General features: G+C 69.3%; 24 protein-coding genes. 11 read left to right on the plus strand and 13 right to left on the minus strand.

Annotated features, from left to right (window positions below; translation table 11 throughout):
- Positions 1-123 (plus strand): formaldehyde-activating enzyme (locus MEU52_RS14410; protein WP_238123599.1); only part of this gene is annotated, 123 nt, incomplete at its 5' end.
- A 184-nt stretch (positions 124-307) separates the two neighbouring features.
- Here MEU52_RS14410 and MEU52_RS14415 read toward each other — a convergent pair.
- From MEU52_RS14415 to MEU52_RS14425, 3 genes are read right to left on the minus strand one after another with little or no spacing between them, the layout of a single operon-like run.
- Positions 308-1,273, minus strand: a complete 966-nt coding sequence (locus MEU52_RS14415) for a YVTN family beta-propeller repeat protein (RefSeq protein WP_238122443.1) — start codon at positions 1,271-1,273, stop codon at positions 308-310.
- The gene (locus tag MEU52_RS14420; RefSeq protein ID WP_238122442.1) at positions 1,270-1,800 is read right to left on the minus strand and encodes an SRPBCC family protein; all 531 of its coding nucleotides are present in this window, start codon (positions 1,798-1,800) and stop codon (positions 1,270-1,272) included. The genes MEU52_RS14415 and MEU52_RS14420 overlap by 4 nt, the downstream gene beginning before the upstream one ends.
- A gap of 53 nt (positions 1,801-1,853) precedes the next feature.
- A complete protein-coding gene (locus MEU52_RS14425; protein ID WP_238122441.1) occupies positions 1,854-2,375 on the minus strand; it encodes a DUF3280 domain-containing protein in 522 nt (173 codons plus the stop codon).
- A 171-nt stretch (positions 2,376-2,546) separates the two neighbouring features.
- On the opposite strand from MEU52_RS14425, the gene MEU52_RS14430 reads away from it, so the two are divergent.
- The 5 genes from MEU52_RS14430 to MEU52_RS14450 all read left to right on the plus strand — a co-directional run bounded on the left by MEU52_RS14430 (position 2,547) and on the right by MEU52_RS14450 (position 7,221).
- Entirely contained in the window at positions 2,547-3,797 is a 1,251-nt protein-coding gene (locus tag MEU52_RS14430) for an ABC transporter substrate-binding protein (protein WP_238122440.1), read from the plus strand.
- A gap of 90 nt (positions 3,798-3,887) precedes the next feature.
- On the plus strand, positions 3,888-4,904 hold the full coding sequence (locus MEU52_RS14435) for a YVTN family beta-propeller repeat protein (protein ID WP_238122439.1): 1,017 nt from the start codon (positions 3,888-3,890) through the stop codon (positions 4,902-4,904).
- 21 nt (positions 4,905-4,925) lie between these two features.
- Positions 4,926-5,678 (plus strand): ATP-binding cassette domain-containing protein, encoded by a 753-nt coding sequence (locus MEU52_RS14440; protein WP_238122438.1) that lies wholly within the window; start codon positions 4,926-4,928, stop codon positions 5,676-5,678.
- Positions 5,675-6,535: an ABC transporter permease gene (locus MEU52_RS14445; RefSeq protein WP_238122437.1), complete on the plus strand. Its 861-nt coding sequence runs from the start codon at positions 5,675-5,677 to the stop codon at positions 6,533-6,535. Before MEU52_RS14440 ends, MEU52_RS14445 begins: the two co-directional genes overlap by 4 nt.
- 50 nt (positions 6,536-6,585) lie before the next feature.
- The gene (locus MEU52_RS14450) at positions 6,586-7,221 is read left to right on the plus strand and encodes a hypothetical protein (RefSeq protein WP_238122476.1); all 636 of its coding nucleotides are present in this window, start codon (positions 6,586-6,588) and stop codon (positions 7,219-7,221) included.
- A 12-nt stretch (positions 7,222-7,233) separates the two neighbouring features.
- Here the strand turns inward: MEU52_RS14450 and MEU52_RS14455 are convergent, their stop codons facing one another.
- The 10 genes from MEU52_RS14455 to MEU52_RS14500 all read right to left on the minus strand — a co-directional run bounded on the left by MEU52_RS14455 (position 7,234) and on the right by MEU52_RS14500 (position 17,246).
- Positions 7,234-8,064: a quinoprotein dehydrogenase-associated SoxYZ-like carrier gene (locus tag MEU52_RS14455; RefSeq protein WP_238122436.1), complete on the minus strand. Its 831-nt coding sequence runs from the start codon at positions 8,062-8,064 to the stop codon at positions 7,234-7,236.
- Positions 8,065-8,164: 100 nt separating this feature from the next.
- On the minus strand, positions 8,165-8,755 hold the full coding sequence (locus MEU52_RS14460; protein ID WP_238122435.1) for a rhodanese-like domain-containing protein: 591 nt from the start codon (positions 8,753-8,755) through the stop codon (positions 8,165-8,167).
- Positions 8,756-8,781: 26 nt separating this feature from the next.
- On the minus strand, positions 8,782-9,663 hold the full coding sequence (locus MEU52_RS14465) for a substrate-binding domain-containing protein (protein WP_238122434.1): 882 nt from the start codon (positions 9,661-9,663) through the stop codon (positions 8,782-8,784).
- 19 nt (positions 9,664-9,682) lie between these two features.
- Positions 9,683-10,171, minus strand: coding sequence for a c-type cytochrome, methanol metabolism-related (locus tag MEU52_RS14470; RefSeq protein ID WP_238122433.1), 489 nt, complete (start codon positions 10,169-10,171; stop codon positions 9,683-9,685).
- A gap of 212 nt (positions 10,172-10,383) precedes the next feature.
- On the minus strand, positions 10,384-12,192 hold the full coding sequence (locus MEU52_RS14475; RefSeq protein WP_273546270.1) for a methanol/ethanol family PQQ-dependent dehydrogenase: 1,809 nt from the start codon (positions 12,190-12,192) through the stop codon (positions 10,384-10,386).
- Between the two features lie 362 nt (positions 12,193-12,554).
- Positions 12,555-13,529, minus strand: a complete 975-nt coding sequence (locus MEU52_RS14480) for a quinoprotein relay system zinc metallohydrolase 2 (protein ID WP_238122432.1) — start codon at positions 13,527-13,529, stop codon at positions 12,555-12,557.
- A gap of 58 nt (positions 13,530-13,587) precedes the next feature.
- The gene (locus MEU52_RS14485; protein WP_238122431.1) at positions 13,588-14,376 is read right to left on the minus strand and encodes an ABC transporter ATP-binding protein; all 789 of its coding nucleotides are present in this window, start codon (positions 14,374-14,376) and stop codon (positions 13,588-13,590) included.
- Positions 14,345-15,094 (minus strand): ABC transporter permease, encoded by a 750-nt coding sequence (locus tag MEU52_RS14490; protein WP_238122474.1) that lies wholly within the window; start codon positions 15,092-15,094, stop codon positions 14,345-14,347. The genes MEU52_RS14485 and MEU52_RS14490 overlap by 32 nt, the downstream gene beginning before the upstream one ends.
- Before the next feature lie 11 nt (positions 15,095-15,105).
- A complete protein-coding gene (locus MEU52_RS14495) occupies positions 15,106-16,032 on the minus strand; it encodes an ABC transporter substrate-binding protein (RefSeq protein ID WP_238122430.1) in 927 nt (308 codons plus the stop codon).
- A gap of 284 nt (positions 16,033-16,316) precedes the next feature.
- Positions 16,317-17,246, minus strand: coding sequence for a hypothetical protein (locus MEU52_RS14500; protein WP_238122429.1), 930 nt, complete (start codon positions 17,244-17,246; stop codon positions 16,317-16,319).
- A gap of 338 nt (positions 17,247-17,584) precedes the next feature.
- On the opposite strand from MEU52_RS14500, the gene MEU52_RS14505 reads away from it, so the two are divergent.
- The 5 genes from MEU52_RS14505 to MEU52_RS14525 all read left to right on the plus strand — a co-directional run bounded on the left by MEU52_RS14505 (position 17,585) and on the right by MEU52_RS14525 (position 22,540).
- A complete protein-coding gene (locus MEU52_RS14505) occupies positions 17,585-18,478 on the plus strand; it encodes a methylenetetrahydromethanopterin dehydrogenase (RefSeq protein WP_238122428.1) in 894 nt (297 codons plus the stop codon).
- Positions 18,479-18,558: 80 nt separating this feature from the next.
- Positions 18,559-19,548, plus strand: coding sequence for a methenyltetrahydromethanopterin cyclohydrolase (gene mch, locus MEU52_RS14510; RefSeq protein ID WP_238122427.1), 990 nt, complete (start codon positions 18,559-18,561; stop codon positions 19,546-19,548).
- A 14-nt stretch (positions 19,549-19,562) separates the two neighbouring features.
- Entirely contained in the window at positions 19,563-20,477 is a 915-nt protein-coding gene (locus MEU52_RS14515) for a RimK family alpha-L-glutamate ligase (RefSeq protein WP_238122426.1), read from the plus strand.
- Positions 20,478-20,510: 33 nt separating this feature from the next.
- Positions 20,511-21,476 (plus strand): ATP-grasp domain-containing protein, encoded by a 966-nt coding sequence (locus MEU52_RS14520; protein WP_238122425.1) that lies wholly within the window; start codon positions 20,511-20,513, stop codon positions 21,474-21,476.
- The gene (locus MEU52_RS14525; protein ID WP_238122424.1) at positions 21,473-22,540 is read left to right on the plus strand and encodes a hydantoinase/oxoprolinase family protein; all 1,068 of its coding nucleotides are present in this window, start codon (positions 21,473-21,475) and stop codon (positions 22,538-22,540) included. Before MEU52_RS14520 ends, MEU52_RS14525 begins: the two co-directional genes overlap by 4 nt.
- The last annotated feature ends 44 nt before the right edge of the window (positions 22,541-22,584 follow it).

The following is a 22,584-nucleotide window of genomic DNA, read 5'->3' on the forward strand; positions in this document are numbered from 1 at the left end:
AAGATCCAGTCCTACAATTACGAGGCCACCAAGCAGGCCCTCGCCCGCGCCGTCAAGGGCGAGCCCTCCGCAAAGGTCGCCACCGAGCAGCGCGACGCCGTCAAGCATCCCTTCCAGGCCTAGGAACGAGACCACCCTGGGCAGAGCGCGCCCGCGCCGATGCCGACGGGACTGCTCCAGCGGTTGGCCGCCATCTTTCTGGGTCGCTGATTTCTGGGTCGCTGATTTCTGGGTCGCTGACCTTGCATCATATGTCCGCCGGCCGTGCGCCGGCGGATTTTCTCGCATCCCCGCGTCCGCACAGCCCCTAGGGGTCGCGGCGGATGAAGGCGCCGAAAGCCCGCGGTCCGTCGGCCACCGACACCGCGCCGGTCACGGTCAACGTCTTGACGTCGATGACCGAGAGCGTGTTGTCGAACCAATTGGCCACATAGACCTTGGTGCCATCGCCGCTGGCGGCGATGCCTTCCGGATACTCGCCCACCGCGATGATGCCGCGAGGCGCCAGTGTCGCGACGTCGAAGACGCTCACCGAGCCCGCATATTGATTGGTGACGAAGGCGAGGTCCTGGGCGAGAGCCACCCCATAAGGCCGCTCCCCCACTTTCACCGTGCCCACCACCGCCCGCTTATGCACGTCGATGACCGAGACATCGTTGGAGCCCACGTTGGCGGTGTAGGCCCGCCGGCCCTCGGCATCGAGGGTGATGCCGAACGGCCGCTGCCCCACCGCAATGACGGCGAGACGCTTCAGGCTGCGGGCGTCGATCACCGACACCGCATCGTCGTCGCGGTCGGCGGTGAGAACCAGCGCCCCATCGGGCGTCACCGCCACCCCGGAGGGCGAGCGGCCGGTTTCCGCCTGCCGGCGCAGCTCCGGCCGGTCCGGATCAATCACCAGCAGATGATGATCATACCAGTCCGCCACGAACACCGGCGTGCCCGACGGGGCAACGGCGATGCCGAGCGGACCGCCGCCCACCGGCCACCGGGCCACCACCGTGCGGCTGGCCGTGTCGATGGCCGACAGCATCTTGTCGTCGGGACTGGTGACATAGGCCCGGCGGCCGTCTCGGGTCACCGCGATGCCGGCTGGGGCGCCCGGCACCGGGATCTGCGCCACCACCGCGCCCGCCCCGCCGGCGGCGAGGTCGATGACCGCCACCGCATTGGCCGGCTGCTCGGTGATGAACGCTTCCTCCGCCCCGGCCCCGCCCGCAGCGAGAAGCAGCGCGACCGCCGCCAGGGTGGCCCGGCACGCGGTCCGGCTCACTTCTCGAACTTCGCTTTCAGGGCATCGAGCCCGGCACGGTAGACGCCGCTCACCGCCGCCACCGCGGCCTCGTCGCTCAGCTCCGGCGGCGGATCATTGTTGGGAAAGCCGCGATAGAAGGCGCCGCGCCACTCCACCTTGCTGTGGGTCGTATCCACCGGCGTGACGGTGATGGTCGAGGAATAGTTGGTGACCGGCAGAACCTTCACGTCCACTTCGGCGATCCGGTAGGAATAGCTCATCTTCTCGGGCTCGAACTTGTAGAGCACCTCGTCGATGGTGCCGCCGCCCTTCAGGGTGAGATGGCGGGTGGCATCCACCGCATTGCCGCCCTGGCCGGTGGTGGCGCCGATCACCGGATGCCAGCCCATGTCCTGGAAATTACCGATGGCGGCCCACACCTTGTCCGCGGGCGCGGCGACCTCGACGGTCTCCGTCACCTTCTTGCGGGTGGGCCCATGCGCCTCGGCCGCCAGCGGCGCGAGCACCACGGACGCCACCGCGGCGACGGTGAGAAGATGTTTCATGCGGCGTTTCCTTCCTGTCTTCCATGACGTGTTTTAGCGGTTGGGCGTGGGGTTCAGGGCGCCAGCGGCGCCTGTCCCGGTGCCAGAATGCGGTTCTTCATGAGGTAGCGCACCCCGCGCAGCCACGACTCCTCGGTATTGCCGCGGATCTCCACCTGCCCGGCGCGCAGCACCCGAGCGGGCGTGGCCACCTCTCGCACCTGAAGCGAGAAGGAGAGAATGAGGTTCGAGACCTTGCGCACCACGCCCAACACCTCCAGCTGCGCCCCCGCCGCGCGGGCGAGGTCCTCCTCGCAGCCATTGCATTTGTAGAACGGGGCGAGCTCGGTGATGCGGCTCGCCAGGGGCGCGAGATCCACCGGCGTCATCTCGCCCGAGGCGACCACCATGGCCAGCAATTCCGCATTGGCGTGGGCGAGCCAGATCTTTTGCGCCGCAACAATATCCGGCCGGGCATCCATGGTGTCATCGAAGAATTCAAAGCCAAACACGGCCGTCTTCACCGGCTCAGCCAGGGCGGTGACCGGACAGGACAACAACAGGAGCAGGATCGCAAGAAAACCGCGGCAGATCATGGTGTACACTCGAGCGCGACAGAGGGTGTCACAGCCCGCCCCATTCCGGCAAGGTGAGATTATCTTATTGTTTCCTTAGATATATCCGGTTGCACGCGCGACCTGATGATGCCTAGATCTCGGCACTGGACGCACCAGATCCAGGAACAACGACGACGATGGGGAGATGCCATGAGGAGCCTGCCTGCGCTGGCGTGCGCCGTGGCGGTAGCCGTGGCCGGCCTCTCTTCGCCGCTTGCAGCGCAGACGCCCCCCGCCCCGAACACCGCAGCGACAAGCGCCCCGGCGGCAAGCACCCGGGCAGACAGCACCCCGGTGGAGATCGGCATCGGCCTCATCACCCGCGAGGTGCCGCCGCCGCCCCTTTATGATCTGCTGGCCGTGCCCGAGGACGATGCGGTGGCTGGCGCCACCCTGGCCATCAAGGACAACAATTCCACCGGCACCTTCACCGGGCAGCATTTCACCCTCGACGCCCAGACCCTGGCTGAGGATGAGGATGCCGTGGCCGCCGCCACCGCCCTGGTGGCGCGCGGCACCCGCCTCATCGCGGTGAACCTGCCGGCCGACGAGCTCATCGCCGTGGCCGACGCGGTCCGTCCGCAGGGCGCCATCGTGTTCAACATCGGCGCCGGCGACGATGCCCTGCGCGGCGCGGACTGCCGGGCCAATGTGTTCCATGTGGCGCCGAGCCGCGCCATGCTGGCCGATGGGCTGGCCCAGTTTCTCGCGGCGCGGCGCTGGAACCGGCTGTTCCTGGTGGTGGGGCCACAGCCGGCCGACGTCGCCTATGCGGCGGCGGTGAAGCGGGCGGCCCGCAAGTTCGGCCTCACGATCGTCGCCGAGAAGCCCTGGACGCTCGGTCCCCTGGGCCGCGAGCGGGCCGACAGCATCACCCGGTCCGATGCCTTGGTGCTGACCCGTGGGGTGGATGCGGATGTGCTGGTGGTGGCCGACGAGGCCAACGATTTCGGCAATTACATTCCCTTCCGCACCGCCGCGCCACAGCTGGTGGTGGGCACCCAGGGCCTGACGGTCGGCACCTGGCACCCGGCGCAGGATGCGTGGGGCTCGGCCCAGCTGCAGAGCCGCTTCCTGCGCAGTGCCGGGCGCACCATGCGGCCCACCGATTATCAGGCGTGGCTCGCGGTGCGCATGGTGGGCGAAGCGGCCACCCGCACCCAGGGCGGCGATGCCGCGGCGATCGCCGATTTCATGCGCAGCCCGGCCTTCACCATCGCCGCTTTCAAGGGTGTGCCGCTGAGCGTGCGGCCCTGGGACCAGCAGGTGCGCCAGCCGCTGCTGGTGGCCCAGCCCCTCGGCATCGTGGCGGTGGCGCCGGAAGAAGGCTTCCTGCACCAACGCACCCCCCTCGACACCCTGGGCACCGACGCGCCCGAGACCACGTGCAAGCTGAAATAGGCCAAGCCGAAGGCCAACCGACAGGCCGCCACCGGAACGGCGGCGAAACGACAGAGCGCCCGCGCGCCACAGATTGGGAGGACACCGCCAATGACCGCCTTTCACCCCCCTGCCCCGTCGCGCCGCGGCGCCCCCCTGCGGGCGCTCGGCGTCGCGCTGATCGGCGCCGGCGCCCTTCTCGCCGCCGATGCGGCTGAGGCCTACACCGTGTTCGTCTCCAACGAGCGGGGCAATTCCATCTCGGTCATCGATTCCGAAACGCTGACCGTCACCAAGACCGCCAAGGTGGGCCGCCGCCCGCGCGGCATCACCACCAGCCCCGACGGCAAGGTGATCTATCTGTGCGCCAGCGACGAGCATGCGGTGCAGGTCATCGATCCCAGCTCCCTCAAGGTGCTGCGCAAGCTGAAGTCGGGGCCGGACCCGGAGCTGTTCGCGCTCCAGCCCTCGGGCAATCCGCTCTACATCGCCAATGAGGACGATAACCAGGTCACCGTGCTCGATGTGGAGAAGAACAAGGTCATCGCCCAGGTGCCGGTGGGCACCGAGCCCGAGGGCATGGCGGTGAGCCCCGATGGCAAGACCTTGGTGGCCACCTCCGAGACCACCAACATGGCCCATTTCATCGACACGGGCACCTTCAAGATCGTCGGCAACGTGCTGGTGGATGCGCGCCCGCGCTTTGCCGAATTCACCAGCGACGGCAAGAAGCTGTTCGTCTCCGCTGAGGTTGGTGGCACGGTGTCCGTGGTGGATCCGGAAACCCGCAAGATCATCCATAAGATCACCTTCAAGATCCCCGGCGTCTCCCAGGAGACCATCCAACCGGTGGGTGTGCGCCTGACCAAGGACGGCAAGACCGCCTTCGTGGCGCTCGGACCGGCCAACCGGGTAGCCGTGGTCAATGCCGAGACCTACGAGGTGGAGCAGTATCTGCTGGTGGGTCAGCGGGTGTGGCAGCTGGCCTTCACGCCGGACGAGAAGCTGCTGTTCACCACCAACGGCAATTCCAACGACGTCTCCGTCATCGACGTGCCGAACCGCAAGGTCATCAAGTCCATCAAGGTGGGCAATGCACCGTGGGGCGTGGTGGTCTCTCCCCAATAGGCGCGCAAAGGACCCCGCGTGATGACGGACACGCCCGACATGCCGGCGCTGGCCGTGGAGCAGGTGAGCCATAGCTTCGGCCGCCGGCTGGCGCTCGATCATGTCTCGCTGACCGTGCCGCAGGGCCGGTTCGTGGCCCTGCTCGGCCCCAATGGGGCCGGCAAGACGACCCTGTTTTCGCTGGTGACGCGGCTCTACGCCACCCGCGCCGGCGCCGTGCGCATCTTCGGCCACGATGTCGCCCGCAGCCCCTCCGCGGCGCTCAGCGAACTCGGCGTGGTGTTCCAGAGCCGCACCCTCGACCTCGATCTCTCGGTGCGGCAGAACCTCGCCTACCACGCCGCTCTGCACGGCCTCGCGGGCCGCGCCGTGAGGGCGCGGATCGACGAACTGCTGACCCTGGTGGGGCTGCAGGAGCGGGGCGCCGACAAGGTCCGCACCCTGTCCGGTGGCCAGTCGCGACGGGTGGAGATCGCCCGCGCCTTGCTGCATCGCCCGCGGCTGTTGCTGCTGGACGAGGCCACGGTGGGGCTCGATCTTGCGTCCCGCCGGACCATCGTCGCTCTGGTGCGGATGCTGGTGCGCGAGACCGGCCTCGCGGTGCTGTGGGCCACCCACATCTTCGATGAGATCGAGCCCGACGACGCGGTCTCTGTGCTCCATCGCGGCCGCATCGTCGCCTCGGGAGACGCGAAGGCCCTGGCCGCCGACGCGCCCTCGCTGGAGGCCGCATTCCGCGCCCTCACCGAGGACGCGGCGGGGGAGGCGGCATGAGCGGGGCCCCGGCGGCGTCTCCCTCCCCGACGCGGATCCTCGGCCCGCGCGGCTATGCGATCTGCCTCGGCGGCATCGTCTGGCGCGAGCTGCTGCGGTTCGTGCAGCAGAAGGAGCGCTTCCTGTCGGCGCTGGTGCGGCCGCTGGTCTGGCTGTTCATCTTCGCCGCCGGCTTCCGCTCGGTGCTCGGCGTCTCCATCATGCCACCCTATGAAACCTATGTGCTCTACGAGGTTTACGTGACGCCGGGCCTGGCGGTGATGATCCAGCTGTTCAACGGCATGCAATCCTCCCTCTCCATGGTTTACGACCGCGAGGTGGGCTCCATGCGGGTGCTGCTGACGAGTCCGTTTCCGCGCTGGTGGCTGTTGTTCTCCAAGCTCATCGCCGGGGTCGCCGTGTCGCTGGCGCAGGTCTACGTGTTCCTGGCCATCGCCCGGCTCTGGGGCGTGGACATTCCACCGCTGGGGTACCTGACCGCACTGCCGGCCTTCATCCTCACCGGCCTCATGCTGGGGGCCATCGGCCTCGTCATCTCCTCGCTGGTGCGGCAGCTGGAGAATTTCGCCAGCGTGATGAACTTCGTCATCTTCCCCATGTTCTTCGCGTCATCCGCCCTCTACCCCCTGTGGCGGGTGCGCGATGCCAGCGAGGCGCTCTATCTCGTGTGCCTCGCCAATCCCTTCACCCATGCGGTGGAGTTCGTGCGCTTCGCGCTCTATGGCGCGTTCGATCCGCTGTCGGGCGCGGTGGTGCTCGGCACCACCATCGTGTTCTTCGCCCTCGCCGTAATCGCCTACGACCCCGGGCGGGGTGTGATGGGCCGGCGCGGCGGACCGAAGGGAGAGGCCCCATGATCCGCCGCCCGCCCCTGTCCCGCAATCCTGATCCCCGAGGCTCGTCCGCCATGATCCAGCGCCCCCGTCGCGGTGCCCGCGGCCCGCTCGCTCTCCTGATCGCCAGCGCGCTGGTGCTGCTTGCGGGACCGGCGGCGGCGCAGCCACAAACCGATCCCGACTGGCCGTGCGCCCAGCGCAAGCGGCCGGACATCAGCCTCGCCACGGTGTGGACCGGTCCGGACATTGCCGCCGCCGGCCCGTGGGCCGCCGACCAGGACGCGGCCACCCTGGCCTACAAGCTCGCCTCGCGGCGCACCCCCATGGAGGAGGTGGACGGCCTGCTCGATGGCTTCGTGGCGGTGGCGGGCCCCGACGCCAAGACCCGCCTGGTGCGGGTGTTCGCCGGGGTCTACGAGATCACCAGCAGCGAGCGGGCGCAGCTCATGCACGGCATCGAACGCTATGCCCGCGGCCAGGAACGGCTCGCCGCGCGCCTGCGCGAGGAGGGCGATGCCTTAAGCCGGATCAAGGGCGCGCTGGACACGCCCGACACCCCCGAGAGCCTGGCCCTGGAAGAGAAGCTGAAGTGGGACACCCGCATCTTCGATGAGCGGGCGCGCTCCCTCACCTATGTGTGCGAGACGCCGGTGATCCTGGAACAGCGGGTGTTCGAGATCGGCCGGCGCATCACCGATCGGCTGTGATCCCGGCGCGGCTCAGCTGCCACCGCCGGGAAAGGTGTGGGTGAACACCTTGCCCTCGGTGTCCTCCGCCCGCACCGCCACCGGTTCGGCGGAGGGCCGATAGCTGAAGCGGAAGGTGGGATCCTCGCTGATGGAGATGCCACCCTCCATGCTCATCAGCAGCCGGCCGCCCTGGGTGATTTGCACCTCGCGCACGAACCAGGCCGGCGTGTAGCCCCGGGTCGCCTCGTCCATCTGCAGGCCGGAGAAGTTGGGGTGGCGGATCTGCACCTGCGCTTCGTCGCGCCCCGACGCCGCGAAGGAGCGGAACCGCATCTCGCCCAGATGGCTGATGGAGTCCGCCGTATCCTTGGTGGCCGGTGCCGAACAGCCACCCGCCGCCTTCACATAGGCCTTGGTCATGTGCAGGGCCCCGTCGCTGGTTTCGGCCACCGCGCGCACGTAGGAATAGGAGTTCACCCGCGCCCGCAGGGTGAGGGCGAAGTCTTTCTGGTCAGGGCCGAAGGCGAAGCGGGCGGCCACCGGCGACGGATTCTCGTCCACCACCACGGTCACCGCCTTGAAGCGGCGCGGATCCCCCGGCGGCAGGGTGAGCGCCACCGTGAGCGGCACCAGCGCCGCGTCTTCGGCGCGCGCCGGCGCGGTCAGGGTCACGAGCCCATCGGCCGCGCCGATGGGCTGGCCCGGAAAGATATCCGGCGCGATGCTCCGCCAGGTGGTCTCGGTGCGCTCCAGCGGGCTCTGTGCGGCGGTCTCGGCCGGGGACGCATCCGCCGGCTCCGCCGCCCGGCTCAGGGCCGGCGCAAGCAGCAGGGGAAGGCCCAGCGGCAAGGCCAGAAGCATCCGCGTCCGGGTAGCCCCGGTGCCACGCGAAGCGGTGCGCGCGCAGTGTCCTGTCATCCCCTTCCTCCCTCGCATGGGCGGACCTTGTGTGCGGCCCGTCTCAATTTGCCTCCGGCGATGCCGGATGCCAGGGTTCCACCGCAACCAGCGGCAGCCCGGCCTCCTTCCAGCCATCGACGCCGGCCGGATACCAGCCAACGGCGGTGTAGCCGGCGGCGCGGGCACGCTTGACGGCGTTCCACGACATCCAGCAGTCGCGCAGACAGTAAATCACCACGGGCGCCGCCCGGTTCCCGGCGGTCAGCGCCGCGAGGCCCTCCAGGAAATAGCGCGTGGTGGCGGCATCCAGCGCCCCGAACCCCACATTCGGCAGCCAGTGGGCGCCGGGAATGCTGTCATGGGGTGGATCGCGCCACACCGTATCGGCGGGCAGCGCCGCCGGGCGCGGCGGGCGCGGCAGCACATCCAGCAGAATGACCGCGCCGGCGCGCCACAGCCGCTCCACCTCGCCGGTGCTCACTCCCGCGACCCCATCCACCGTCAGCGGTGTCGGCGCACGATAGGGCTCCAGCCGATAGCCCGGCGGCTCCGCCGGCGGTTCAGCCCGGGCCGGCGCAGACAGGCCGGCGGCCAGCACCGCGACCGCGGCCAGCGTGCGCAGGCACGTCCGCACGGTGGCGGGGGCTGGCATAGGGCCTTGCGTCGTGGGGCATTGCGTCATGGGGTTTTGCCGCCGGTGGCGGGCAGCGCCGCGGTGATCAGTTGGTCGTCGTCGTCCAACAGCGGCACGCCATAGCTGAGCAGCACCGCATTGATCTCGCCGGCGCGCTCGGTGAGCACCCGGTTGAGCACCTGCTTCCACTGATGATCGGTGGGCCGCACCCCCATGGTGATGCGGTAGGCGAGCGGCGGGCGTTCCGCCTCGTGCAGCAGCGGCACCATCTTCAAGGGCACCTTGGAGGCCTGCACCACCGCCCCCGCGCTCGGCCCCCACAGCAGGGCGCCATCCAGGGTGCCGGAGGCCACGTCGGCCACCATCTGCTCCACCGGTGATTCATAGCGCCGATCCACCAGCAGCGAATAGGTCTTGGCACTGCCCAGCAGGTTCAGATCGAGCAGATGGTCAGCCGGCGGCGTGCCGGCGGCAAGCCCGAGCTTTGCTCCCTTCAGCCGCGGGTCGGCCAGCCGCTCCACCCCATCCAGCGGCCCGCCCGCTTTCACCACCAGCGTATAGACCGACTGGTAATAGGGATTGGTGTGCAGCACCGGATCGGCGCCGGCGGCATAGCCGATCACCACGTCGCACAGCCGCTTGCCGAGGCTGTTGCGGACGAAGCCGGGCCCCTGCGGCATGAAATAATAGCGCACGGGCACCTGCAGCGCGCCGGCGACGATCTCGGCGATCTTGTTCTCGAACCCTTCGCCGCGGGCGTTGCTGAACGGCATGTTGCTGGGATCAGCGCACACCCGCAGGGCATCCGCCGAAACCGAGCTTGGAATCTGCTGGCCATGGGCATCCGAGGGCGCCAGCAGGAGGATGGCGGCGAGCGCCGCCGTCGCCACCGAGGCGACCAGCGGCACGAAGCGCTCGCTGGCCATGCACTCGCGCCCGCCCGGCTCACTCCCCGAGACAGGCTTTTTCCGTGGCGGTGATGACCGGGGTCTTGTCTTCGCGCTTGGCAGGCCGCGCCCGGCCCAGGGCATCGTCCGATCGGGCGCGGAGATAGACATAGATGTCGTCGAGGTAGCACATGACATTCTTGTTGAGTCCAAAGGACGGCATGACCTTTTCATTGCCACCTCCCACATTCTGCCGCCCGCCGACGACCACCTCCTGGAAGTGGTCGTAATCCATGGTCTTCAGCGAATCGATCAGCGCCGGCGCATAAGTCGAGCCCATGCCGTCGGGCCCGTGACAGACGTGGCACTCGGCGTGATAGCGGCGGTAACCGGAATATGTGGCCCAATCCACGGTGCCATCCGGCTTGATATTGTATGTCGGTGCACCACTCTTATCGAAATACTTTCCGTCTTCATCCTTCACCGGGGTCGGATCCCCCTGCTTGCTGAGGGTCTGCGCCGAGACGGATAGGGGCGCCAGCGCCATGCAAAGGGCCACGGCCCCTGTGCGCATCAATGAGAGCTTTGAAAACACACGCCTTCTCCAAACACGAATCCGGGGACAAGGTGCAGGCTCCCGTTCACGGCGCCGCGCGCCATGTGGAACGTCATGCCATCGGCACCATCTGCGATCTCGCGGGCGCCGGCGTGGGAGGGAACCACGCCGGCGCCCCAGTCAAGGCTCCGGGGTCCGCCGCATCACTGCGGCAGGGTGAACACCGAGAGCTGACCACCCAGGGCGGTGTAGCTGCTGAGCGCGGAATATCCGCCCACCGCACCCAGACCGGCGTTGGGATCCGTGAGGCCCGCGGCGAGGCCGATGCCGGCCCATCCGCCCACGCCCGAGAGCACCGCAACATATTGCTTGCCCTTATGGGTGTAGGTCATGACGTTGCCGATGATGCCGGACGGCGTCTTGAAGCGGTACAGCTCCTTGCCGGTCTTGGCGTCCACGGCCTTCAGATAGCCTTCCAGCGTGCCGTAGAAGACCACGCCGCCGTCGGTGGAGAGCGCGCCGGACCACACCGAGAACTGCTCGGGCTTGGTCCAGACGATCTTGCCCTTGCGGGCATCCCAGGCGATGAAATTGCCCATGCCGCCATGGCTGTTGGGGGCCGGGAACATGGACAGGGTCGCGCCCACGTAAGGCTGGCCCGGCGTGTAGCTCACGTGGAACGGCTCATAGTCCATGCACACGTGGTTGGTGGGCACGTAGAACAAGCCGGTCTGCGGCGAGAAGGACGCCGGCTGCTGGTCCTTGGTGCCGAGGGCGGCCGGGCAGATGCCGGTGGTGTTCACGTCCTCGCCATTGTGCTCGGTGGAATACTTTTCCACCACCAGCGGCCGCCCGAAGGTGGGGCTGTTCTTGTCCATGTCCACCTTGGTGGCCCAGTTCACCGCCGGATCATACTTTTCCGCCAGCAGCAGCTCGCCGGTCTTGCGGTCGAGGGTGTAGGCGAAGCCGTTGCGGTCGAAATGCACCAGCATCGGCCGCATCTTGCCGTCGAACTCCTGGTCCACCAGGATCATCTCGTTGATGCCGTCATAGTCCCACTGGTCGTGGGGGGTCATCTGATAGACCCACTTGGCCATGCCGGAATCGGGATCGCGGGCGAAGATGGTCATGGACCACTTGTTGTCGCCGGGACGCTGGGCGGGGTTCCAGGTGGAGGGGTTGCCCGAGCCGTAATAGACCGTGTTGGTCTTCGGATCGTAGGAATACCAGCCCCAGGTGCAGCCGCCGCCGATTTTCCATTGATCGCCCTGCCAGGTCTTCAAGGACGAATCCTTGCCCACCGGCTTGCCAAGCGACATGGTCTTTTCCGGATCGAACAGGATCTCGTCGTCCGGGCCCATGGAATAGGCGCGCCAGATCTGCTTGCCGGTGTTCATGTCATAGGCGGTGAGGTGGCAGCGCACGCCGTATTCGCCGCCCGAGATGCCCACCAGGAGCTTGTCCTTCACCGGCATCACGGTGGCGGTATTGGTCTCGCCCTTCTTCGGGTCGCCGTTCACCGCAGACCACAGCACCTTGCCGGTCTTGGCATCCAGCGCCACCACCTTGGTGTCGGCCTGGTGCAGGAACACCTTGCCATCCGCATAGGCGAGGCCGCGATTGACCGTGTCGCAGCACATCACCGGAATGACGTTCGGATCCTGCTTGGGCTCATACTTCCAGATGATCCTGCCTTCGTCGTTCAGATCGAGGGCATAGACAATATTGGGGAAGGGCGTGTGCACATACATCACGTCGCCCACCACCAGCGGCGAACCTTCATGGCCGCGCAGCACGCCGGTGGAGAAGGTCCAGGCCACCTGGAGCTTGCCCACGTTCTCCGTATCGATCTGTTTCAGCTTGGAATGGCGGGTGTTCGCATAGTCGCCGGTCTGCAGAACCCACTGGCTCGGGTCCTCGGTGAGCTTCTGCACACCGTCGTTGGCCATGACCGGCGCGCTGAAAAAAGCGCTGCACGCCGCCACGGCGGTCACCGTCAAAAGTCGTCTCATCAGGGCTTCCTCCGATGGATGCGCGCCCGCGCCACCGCATGTGGAGCAGGAAACGCACTGAGCGTTGTTTTCGCCTTTGGGGGACTCCATCTACTTCGGCAGCGTGTCACGACCGGCGTGATGCCCTAGAAGCCATGCGGTGACAGGGTGTCCCGCAGGCCTGCGAACCAGCACCGCGTTCCCCGCGCGGTGCCGTTGAAGCCGAAGCTGAGAGGAACGTAAGCAAAGTTTCTCCGAGACGCAATACGCCAATAGAGCCGTTCTATATTGCAGGTGCGAAGTCGAATCGGCAGCTTAGATTTTGCAGTGCAGCGGCATGACGGGGGAGAGCGTGGATATTCCCGCAACGGCAGGTGCACCCGTTATTCCCACTCCAACTCATGAAACGTCGCGGTGGCGTTGCGCGCATTGAAGTCATCGAACAGCGCCCAGTCGGCGGCCTCCGCGCGGCCGGCCTGCCGCGCCGCCTCGTCCATGGAGCGGCCGTCGCGGACCATGCCGCGCACATCGGCCACCAGCCGTCTGAGATAGCGTTCGGTGGGCGCCGCGGCCGCCGGCCAGGGCTGCTGGGCGGGGCCATGGCCAGGCACCACCCGCGCGGCGGGACGGGCCTTCAACTGCTCCAGCAGGCTGATCCAGCCCAAGGCCTTGCCATCGATGGCCGGCACATGGCCGAGGAACAGCAGATCACCCAGGAACCAGGTGTCGGTGGCCCCATCGAACACGGTGAGGTCGGTGGCGGTGTGGGCGGTGGGCCACGCCTCCAGCAGCAGCGGCCGGTGGCCGAGATCCACGGTCAGGCTGTCGCTCACCGTCTGGTCGGGCAGCACCACCCGCGTGCCCTCGGCTCCGTCCGGCCCCACCAGGCGGCGGGTCGCCTCCAGATAGCTCTCCGCCCGCGCACGCAGCGCCTGCGGGAGATTGTGGTGGCCGATGAAGGTCACCCCGGGGCCGGCGAAGGCCGCATTGCCCAGCACGTGGTCGGGATGCATGTGGGTGTTGATGACATAGCGGACAGGCAAGGACGTGTGCGCCGCGATGGCCGCCTTGAGCCGCTCGCCGGCCTTCAGGGAACCGCCCGTGTCCACCACCGCCACCGCATCGTCGCCGATGATGAAGCCGGCGTTGCCGACAAAGCCGAGATTGCGCGGAAGCGCCAGGGCATAGGGCGCCTGGTGCACGAAGACCCCCGGCGCCACCTCCACCACCGGCAGGGGCTCGACAGCTTCAGGTTGCGCTGCAGCATGGGCGGGCAGCAGCAGGAGCGGGATAAAGATACCTGCGACCAGCCGCCGCACCCAGCCCCCTCGGTCGGCCCTCGCCCGTGTCTGCGCCATGCTGCCCTCCTCTTGTTCACCGGCGGGCGACCCCTTGCGAGCCTGGCCCCGCCTGCCGTCAGACCGGTGCCGGCGGCCTCTCCCCCGAAGCCGCGCCCGGCCGGGCCTCAGCCGCCGGTGGGGTCGCATCGAAGCACCGGGCAAGGCGCGCCGACTGGGCCTCGACCCAGGATGCGGTGCGCTCCGCCCGCGGCGTTTCCAGCACCATCTCGCCGACCACCCCCGCCGGCCGGCCGGCCAGCAGCACCAGCCGGTCCGCCAGCGTCAGCGCCTCGCGCACGTCGTGGGTCACCATGAGCACGGCGGCGCCGCGGCGGTCGGCGAAACGCTGCAGCTCGGCGCGCAGCCGCGCGGCCGCTGCCGCATCCAGCGACACGAAGGGCTCGTCCAGGACCAGCCAGTCGGGCTCCACCGCCAGCGCCCGGGCCAGGGCCACCCGGCGGGCGAGCCCCAGCGACAGCGCATGGGGAAACAGGCCGGCGTGATCGGCAAGCCCCAACTCCGCCAGCAGCGGGTGCAGATCGCGCGACCGGTCGGCGCGGGGCAGCACCAGGCGGATATTCTCCTCGACGGTGCGCCACGGCAGCAGCCGGGGCTCCTGAAACACGATGCCCATCGGCCCCTCTGCCCGCGTCACCCGCCCCTCGAAATCCGCGTCGAGCCCGGCGAGAATGCGCAAGGTGGTGGTCTTGCCGCAGCCGGAGGGGCCGAGCAGGCACACGAACTCCCCCCGGTTCAGCACCAGATGGACATCGCGCAGCACCGCCACCGTCGCACCATCCGCGCGGCGGTGGTGCTTGCGGCTGATGCGCGCCTCAAGACACTGCGGGGCGCCAGCGGCGGGCATGAGCTTCAAAGGGTTGCAGGATGAGATATTCAACGGCCAGCATCACCGCCATGAACGACAAGGCGTAGCCCAGCACAGCCCGCACATCGAACAGCTGAAAATACACCGAGATGGCATAGCCCACCCCATCGGGCCGGCCGAGCAGCTCTACCACCAGCACGATCTTCCAGACCAGCGCGAGCCCGGAGCGCGCCGCCCCGGCCACATAAGGCTCCAGCTGCGGCAGCATCACGTGCCGCAGCCGGTCGAGGGGAGCGAGGCGATAGGCGCGCGCCATCTCGTCCAGCTCCGGCGACAGCGCCCGGGTGCCCTCGCGCAGCAGCACCGTCACATTGGGCATCTTGTTCAGCGCCACCGCCACCACCGCGGCGGTCTCGGTGAGGCCGAGCCAGATGTAGCAGAGCACGGTGATGACCAGCGCCGGCGTGTTGAGCAGCAGCACCAGCCAGGGATCGAGGGCGCGATCGAGACCCGGCCGCCGGCCGAAGGCGATGCCCACCACAACGCCCACACCCATCGCCAGCAGGAAGGCCGCCACCACCCGCGCCAGGGTGATGGCGAGATTGGCCAGCAGGTCGCCGCCCACCGCCTCCCGCAGCATGAAGTCGAACACTGCCGCCGGGGGCGGCAGTGCCGGGCTGTGGGCGGCGCTGGCAGCCAGCTGCCAGCAACCGAGCAGGGCCGCCAGCGACAGCGCCTTGACGCCGACCCGGGCCATCAGCCGGCCGCTCACGGCACCGCCCCGCCGGCGGCCCAATAGAGGTTCGCCGGCAGCGCCTCCACCGGCCCCAGCAGCTTCGCCCCGCCCTGGGCCACCAGCACCGCCAGCAGCCGTCCGGCCGCCGCCGCCTCCTCCCGCGCCGAGCGTCGCGGCACACCGGCCACGAAGCCGGCCCGCAAAGCGGCGAAGGTCGCGTCATCCGGCGCCTGCATCAGCGGGCGGGCCGCCGCCCAGGCCGCGTCCGTCTGCGGCCCGGTGCCGATCAGCACCGCCTTGGTGGCGGCGACGGCGGCGGCGAACGCGGCCATGTCCGGGTCGTGGGGCCGCGCGAAATCCCCCTGAAACACATAGCCGACCAGCGCCGGCGGCGGAGCGATGCCGAAGCCCGCCACCACCGCGTCGAGGGTGATCAGCGGTGTGAAGCCCTTGGCTTGAAGGCGCGCGCCATAGGTCCAGTAGAGCAGCGCGGCGTCGAGCTCTCCCTGCTCCAGCTTGGCCGCCAGCAACGGCGGCGCCCCGAATGACAGCTGCGCCGCCGTCAGCTCCATGCCGGCCCGCGCCCGCGCATAGGCCCGCAGCAGCAGCCAGCTCTTGTCGAGAGGACCGCCGGCCACCCCCAGCCGCGCGCCGCGCAGATCAGCGAGACTGCGCAATGGCGATCCGGACGCTACCATGATGGCGCCTTCCGCCGTCGAGAACGGCAGATAGACCAGCGGGCGCCCCTCCACCCGCATGCGCGCCGCCCACAGCAGATCACTGACCACCCCATCCACCGCGCCGGTGAGAAAGGCGAGGCGGCCGGCGTCGTTGTTGGCGGCCCGGCGCAGCTCAAGGGTCAGGCCATGGGCCACATCGAGCCCGAGCGCCGTCATCGCGGCGAGCTCCCAGGCGGCGGTGCCGAACTGCAGCACACTGAGGCGAACGACACGCGGCACCGGCGTCCCCGCGGGACCAGATGCCGGCCCAGATGCCGGCCCAGATACCGGCCCTCCAGGCGCGGCGGCCGCGAGCACCCCCATCGGTGGAGCGACGGCCGCGCCAGCCACCAGCTGCAACACCCGACGGCGCGTGTGCATCGCCCGCCTCCTCCCACCTGGGCCGCGTCCGCCGGGACACACCCGTGGCGCCGCCTCTTCTCAGGTCCGATCCTGCGTGTTGCGCCGATCTTGCGGGGCCGCGCCAGGCTTGTGCAAATCCTAAGAGCCGAGATGCACGCCCACTAGAATTGCACGCCCACTTGCAGTCGCGCCTGCTGGCGCTCGAAATCGGCGAGGTCGAGCGCGGAATTCCAGCTGTCCGGCGAATCACCCGTCAGCTGGATCGACCAGGCGGCCTTGACGTACCAGGCCTCGGTGAGCTGGGCATAGAGCGTCGGCCCCATGAACAGGCCCCAGCCCTCGCGGCTGTTGAGGAAGTTGCCGTCATAGCTGGCCAGATAGCGGATCTCGCCGCCAAGAAAGACATCCTTCACCACCTGGGCGGTGAGCGCTGCGGACACTTCCAGACCGGAGCCGGAGGCCCAGATGCGCTGATCGAGATCGTTCTCGTCCCGCTCCCACTCGGGCTCGTAGACGATGTTCACGGCGCCGAACAGCACGTCCTTGATCAGCTCCTTGTCCGCCGCCAGACGGAATTCGATGCCATAGGCGGTGCCGCTCTCGCCCGACACCTCGTCATAGCGCGCCCATTCCGGCTCGATGGACAGAGACAGGCCGAACGGTGCCGTGCGGTAATCGAGGAAGCGATACTTCACCTCGAAAAAGGCGCCGCCGATGCCACCGCCATTGGTGTCATCGAGCCCCGGCACGCGGGAGATGTCGAAGCTGTTCAGCGCGGCGCCCAGGGAGACCTTCAGGTCGTCGGTCACGGCATATTCAAACTCCGCTTCCCCGGCCAGAGCGTTGTAGCGCTGCCCCCCTTTGCCCAGTCGCCCGTCCAGGGTGAAGGTCAGTTCCTTGTCCCCCTTCTCACCGGTGTCGGTGCCCAGGGTGTAGCCGAAGATGTTCTCGGTCTCGATGCCCTCCACCTCCGCAGCGCCGGCGGCGCCGGGCTTGTCGTCATCGTCATCATCCGCCCAGGCGCCGGTGGTGGCGAGGATGGTCGTTCCGGCCAGAAAAAGAGCCAGCCATTTCTTGGTGAGCGCCTGCATGTTTGCCCCGCAGCAGCGTTTCTTCCCTTGGGTTGAGTGCTAACGGTGGTAAAAGGCGCGGTCAATGCGAAGAACTCTTAGGAATCATTTATCTGCTGCGGTCGTTGCAGACGCATCACGGCCCTGCCCGTCTTCGCAGTGCAGCACCAAAACCCTGGCGTCCTGCCCGCCCGGGGGGTTGCGCACAGCGCCGGAGTGATTAAACAATTCGTCGCATTCGACTGCGTGCGGGGAAACAACCGCGGCGCCGCGACTGACGGACCGCCCCCACGGGCGCCGGTCCGGCGGTCAAAGGCGCGGCCACCCGCTAATGTTTCCCTCTGCACGGAGCTGCGCCCATGGCGGATTCCGCCCCCATCCTGCACATCATCACCCCCCTCGCCCATGTGAGCCCGTTCGACGTGAACATGGCGGTGGACGCGGGCTACACCACCATCGTCCCTTATCCGCGGGTCGCGCTGAACGAGGTGCGTGATCTCACCCAGGACATGATGTTCTCGCGGCCGCCGAGCGCGGCGCCGCGCACCGGCCTGTTCATCGGCGGCAAGGATGCGGCCCTCGCCCTCGACATGGCGGCGGAGGCGCAGGCCTCCATCTTCCCGCCGTTCGAGATCTCCATCTTTCCCGATCCCGCCGGTTCCTTCACCACCGCCGCCGCCATGATCGCCAAGGTGGAGCAGGCGCTGCTGGCGGTGCGGCCCGCGGGCCTTTCCGGCGCCAAGGTGCAGATTTACGGCGCCACCGGCGTGGTCGGCTCCATCGCCGCCGTCATCGCCGCCCAGGCGGGCGCCGCCGTCACTCTAGTGAGCCACCGCGAGATCGCTGCGGTGGAGGAGAAGGCGGCCGACTTCAAGAGCCGCTTCGGCGTCGATCTCGCCTGCGCCGCCGCCGTCACCGATGCGGAGAAGGCGCAGCTGGTGCCGGAGGCGGAGGTCATCCTGGCCACCGGCAAGGCCGGCGTGGAAATCCTGAACCCCGCCCATCTGGAAGCCGCCCGCCAGCTCATCGTCGCCGCCGACGTGAACGCGGTGCCTCCGGCGGGCATCGCCGGCATCGGCGCGCATGATGCGGCCGCCCCCCTGCCCCACGGCATCGGCATCGGCGCGCTCGCCATCGGCAACCTGAAATATGCGGTGCAGCACGAAATCCTGAAGCAGATGCGCGACACCACGACCCCCATGTTCGTGGACCTGCCGGCGGTGTTCGCTTTGGCCCGCACGCTGAAAGCCTGAGCGTCTCAGGCTCCGCCTTCGCCCGCCGCCGGCGCCCAACCCCGGCGGGCCATATTTGTCGGTCTCGAACGGACACGGCCATGACCCTGCAAGACCCCGCGGCCTCTGCCGCCCCTCGGCGGCGCCCCAGCCTCGCCGCCAGCGTCCGCCCCCTGGTGGATGCCCTCGTAAACGACGCGGACGCGCTGCGCCTCGCCCTCTCCACTGGCCCTTTGGGAGCACGCATCATCGATGCCGGCATCGCCGTTCCCGGCGGGCTGGAAGCCGGCCGGCGCATCGCCGAGATCTGCCTCGGCGGCCTCGGCCGCGTGACCTTCGAGGCGAGCACGCGCTTTTCCCCCTGGGCGACCCTGGTGAACGTCTCCACCACCGATCCGGTGCTCGCCTGCCTCGGCAGCCAATATGCCGGCTGGAGCCTCGCCGGCGGCGACTTCTTCGCCCTCGGCTCCGGCCCCGGCCGGGCGGTGGCGGCGGTGGAGGAGCTCTATGACGAGCTCGGCTTCCGCGAGGAGAGCGAGGACACCACCCTGGTGCTGGAAACCGGCGTGGTGCCCCCCGAGGCGGTGGTGGCGGAGATCGCCGCGCGCTCGCGCGTCGCGCCGGAGCGGATCACCCTCATCCTCACCCCCACATCGGCGCTGGCCGGCACGGTGCAGATCGTGGCGCGGGTGCTGGAGGTGGCGCTGCACAAGGCCCATGCCCTGCACTTCCCGCTGGAGCACATCGTGGATGGCATCGGCAGCGCGCCGGTGGCGCCGCCCTCGCCGGATTTCCTCACCGCCATGGGCCGCACCAATGATGCGGTGCTCTATGGCGGCGACGTGCAGCTGTTCGTGCGTGGCGAGGCGGCCGCCGCCCAGGAGCTGGCGCGGCACCTGCCCTCTTCCGCCTCACGCGACTATGGCCGGCCGTTCGCCGAGGTGTTCAAGGGCTATGACTGCGACTTCTACAAGGTGGATCCACTGCTGTTCTCGCCCGCGCGCGTCACGGTGACCGCCATCGACCATGGCGAGAGCTTCACCGCCGGCGGCTTCGATCCGGTGCTGATCGCCCGCTCGTTCGGGGCTTGAGGAGCCAAGACTCTGTGACCGACCTCGTGATCTTCGCCGAGCGGCTGGACTGGCACACCCGCTCGCTGCTCGCCGCCATCACGGCTCAGGACCGGCGGGCACGGATGGTCTCGCTCAAGGCGTGCGGTTTCGCCGTGGGGGAGACCGCCCATGGCCTGCTGCTGCCGGGCTTCGGCGATGAGCTGCCTGCCGCCTGCTTCGTGCGCTCGGTGCCCAACGGCACCCTGGAGCAGGTCACCCTGCGGCTCGGCGTGCTGCACGCCCTCGGCGCCCTCGGCGTGCCGGTGATGAACTCGGCCCGCGCCATCGAGCGCTGCGTGGACAAGAGCGCCACCACCTTCCTGATGGCGCATGCCGGCCTGCCCACCCCGCGCACCCTGGTGCAGGAGAGGCGCGCGGCGGCGCAGATGCTGGTGGACGCCGCCCCCGGCGACAGCGTGCTGAAGCCCATGTTCGGGGCCCAGGGCCGCGGCCTGCAGCGGCTGGAGCGCGGCGCCGCTCTGCCCGCCGAGGCGGAGGTGGGCGGCGTCTATTACCTGCAGGATTTCGTCGCCGCCCCCCATGGCCGGACCGGCCCGGATGATCCAAACGAAGAGATGCACGAGGATTTCCGCGTGTTCGTGGTGGGCGGCGTGGCGGTGGCCGCCATGGCGCGCCGCGCGCCGTCCTGGATCACCAACATCCACCAGGGCGCCGTGGGCGTGGAAGTGGCGCCGGAAGGGGTGCTGGCCGATTATGCGGTGCGCGCCGCCGCCGCGGTGGGCGCCGATTATGCCGGCGTCGACATCATCTCCGGCAGCGACGGGCGCCTGATGGTGCTGGAGGTGAACTCCATGCCCGCCTGGCGTGGCTTGTACGACGCCACGGGGAAGAATATGGCAGATTCCCTGGCCGCTCACCTGTGCGCCGCGCGCGCAGTCGTGGCCTGATAAGGCCCGTTGATCGGCCAGTGCGGGGGTTAAATGCGCGTCTTCATCTGCGAATTCGTCACCGCCGGCGGCCTCAGGGGCCAGGAGCTGCCCGAAACCCTGGTGCCCGAAGGCACCCGCATGCGCGATGCGCTGATGCGGGACATCCTGGCGCTGCCGGGGGTGGGCAGCGTGCTGCTGGCCCATGACGATCGCCTGCCGGCGCCGCAGGACTCCTCCATTCCCGTGGCCGCCGGAGACGACCCCTGGGCGGTGTGGGCGGAGCTCGCGACCGGCGCCGACGTGGTGTGGCCGGTGGCGCCGGAAACCCACGGTCTGCTGGCCCGGCTCATCGCCTTGATGCAGGAGAAGTGCAGCCACGTGGTGGCGTGCGACCTTCCCGCGGTGGAGCTGTGCTCCAGCAAGCTGCTCACCGCCCGCCAGCTGGCCATGGCCGGCCTGCCCCACGTGCCCACCTTCCGCGCTGAGGCGCCGCCGCCGGAGCTGGCCGGGCCGGTGGTGACCAAGCCGGACGACGGCGCCGGCTGCGAGAACACCCGCCGCTGGGCCTCGGCGGCCGATGCGCCGCGCGATCCCGATCTGATCATCCAGCCGTTCGTCGCCGGCACCCCGGCCAGCCTGTCGGTGCTGGTGCGACCGGAGGGCACGACCCTGCTCACTGTCAACCGCCAGCACCTGACCGAAACCGACGGCGTGCTCAGTCTCTCCGGCCTCACCGTGGGTGCCGCCGCCCGCGACGAGCGGCTGGCGCGGCTGGCGGTGGCGGTGGCGGCGACCTTCCCGGGCCTTGCCGGCATCATCGGCATCGATGTGATTCTGACCGATGCGGCGCCGGTGGTGGTGGAGGTGAACCCGCGCATCACCACCTCCTATGCCGGCCTGCACCAGGCGCTGGCGGTGAACCCGGCGGCCTTCCTGCCGCAGTTCATCCGCGACGGCCGCCTGCCCGCCATGCCCCACCTGCCGCCGGCGGCGCCGGTGGAGGTGGGCCTGCGATGAAGCCGGCGCCGGTGCTGTTCGGCTGGGACGTGGGCGGGGCCCACCTCAAGCGCGCCGCGCTCGATGCGGCGGGCCGCCTGCTGCGGGTGGACATGGCACCCTGCCCGCTGTGGCGGGGCCTTGCAGAGCTCGATGCCGCCATCGCCGCCTTGCCACAGCTGCCGGCCGCGCCCTCGGTGGTGACCATGACCGGCGAGCTGACCGACCTGTGGCCGGACCGCGCCTCCGGGGTCGTCGCCCTCGCCGCAGCCCTGGCCGCCCGCCTCGGCGCCGAAACGCGGATCTATGCCGGGCCCGATGGCCTGGTGGCGGCGGGTGCTGCGGCCGGGCATATCGACACCATCGCCTCCGCCAATTGGCATGCCACCGCCGCCGCGCTGGCGCTGCGGCTGCCCGCCGGAATCCTGGTGGACATGGGCTCCACCACCACCGACATCATCCCCTTCGCGGACCGGCGCCTCACCAGCCGTGGTTATTCCGATGCGGAGCGCATAGCGGCGGGCGAGCTCATCTATTGCGGCGCGGCCCGCACTCCGGTGATGGCCTTTGGCCCCACCCTGCCCTTCCGGGGTGCGCCGGTGCCGCTGATGATGGAATTCTTCGCCACCACGGCGGACGTGCACCGCCTCACCGGCGCCCTGCCCGAGGGGGCCGACCTCTATCCCGCGGCTGATGGCGGCGCCAAGACCCTGGAGGCGAGCGCCCGGCGGCTGCTGCGCATGGTGGGGCGCGATCTCGGCCCACCGACCCTCGACCCCGCCGCCCCCGGGCTCTGCACCCTCGACGAGGCCAAGGCCCTGGCGATGCGGGCGGCGGAAGCGCAGCTGCGGCGGCTCGACGATGCCCTGGCCCAGGTGGTGAGCGCGCCGCCGGGCGGCATCGCCCCTGATGTTCCCATCGTCGGGGCGGGCGTCGGCCGGTTCCTGGCGGCGCGGTTGGCAGAGCGCGCCGGCCGCCCCTATCTCGATGCCGGCGCCCTGCTGGCCGGCGGCGCACCCTGGGCGGAGGCGGCAGCCGATTGCGCGCCGGCGGTGGCGGTGGCCGTGCTCGCCTTCCAAGGCTGAAGGCGGCCGCCCACGAAAAAGCCCGCCGAAGACGTCTCCGGCGG

The sequence above is a fragment of the Xanthobacter sp. NM-25 genome (assembly GCF_022138605.1).
Taxonomy (GTDB): domain Bacteria; phylum Pseudomonadota; class Alphaproteobacteria; order Rhizobiales; family Xanthobacteraceae; genus Xanthobacter.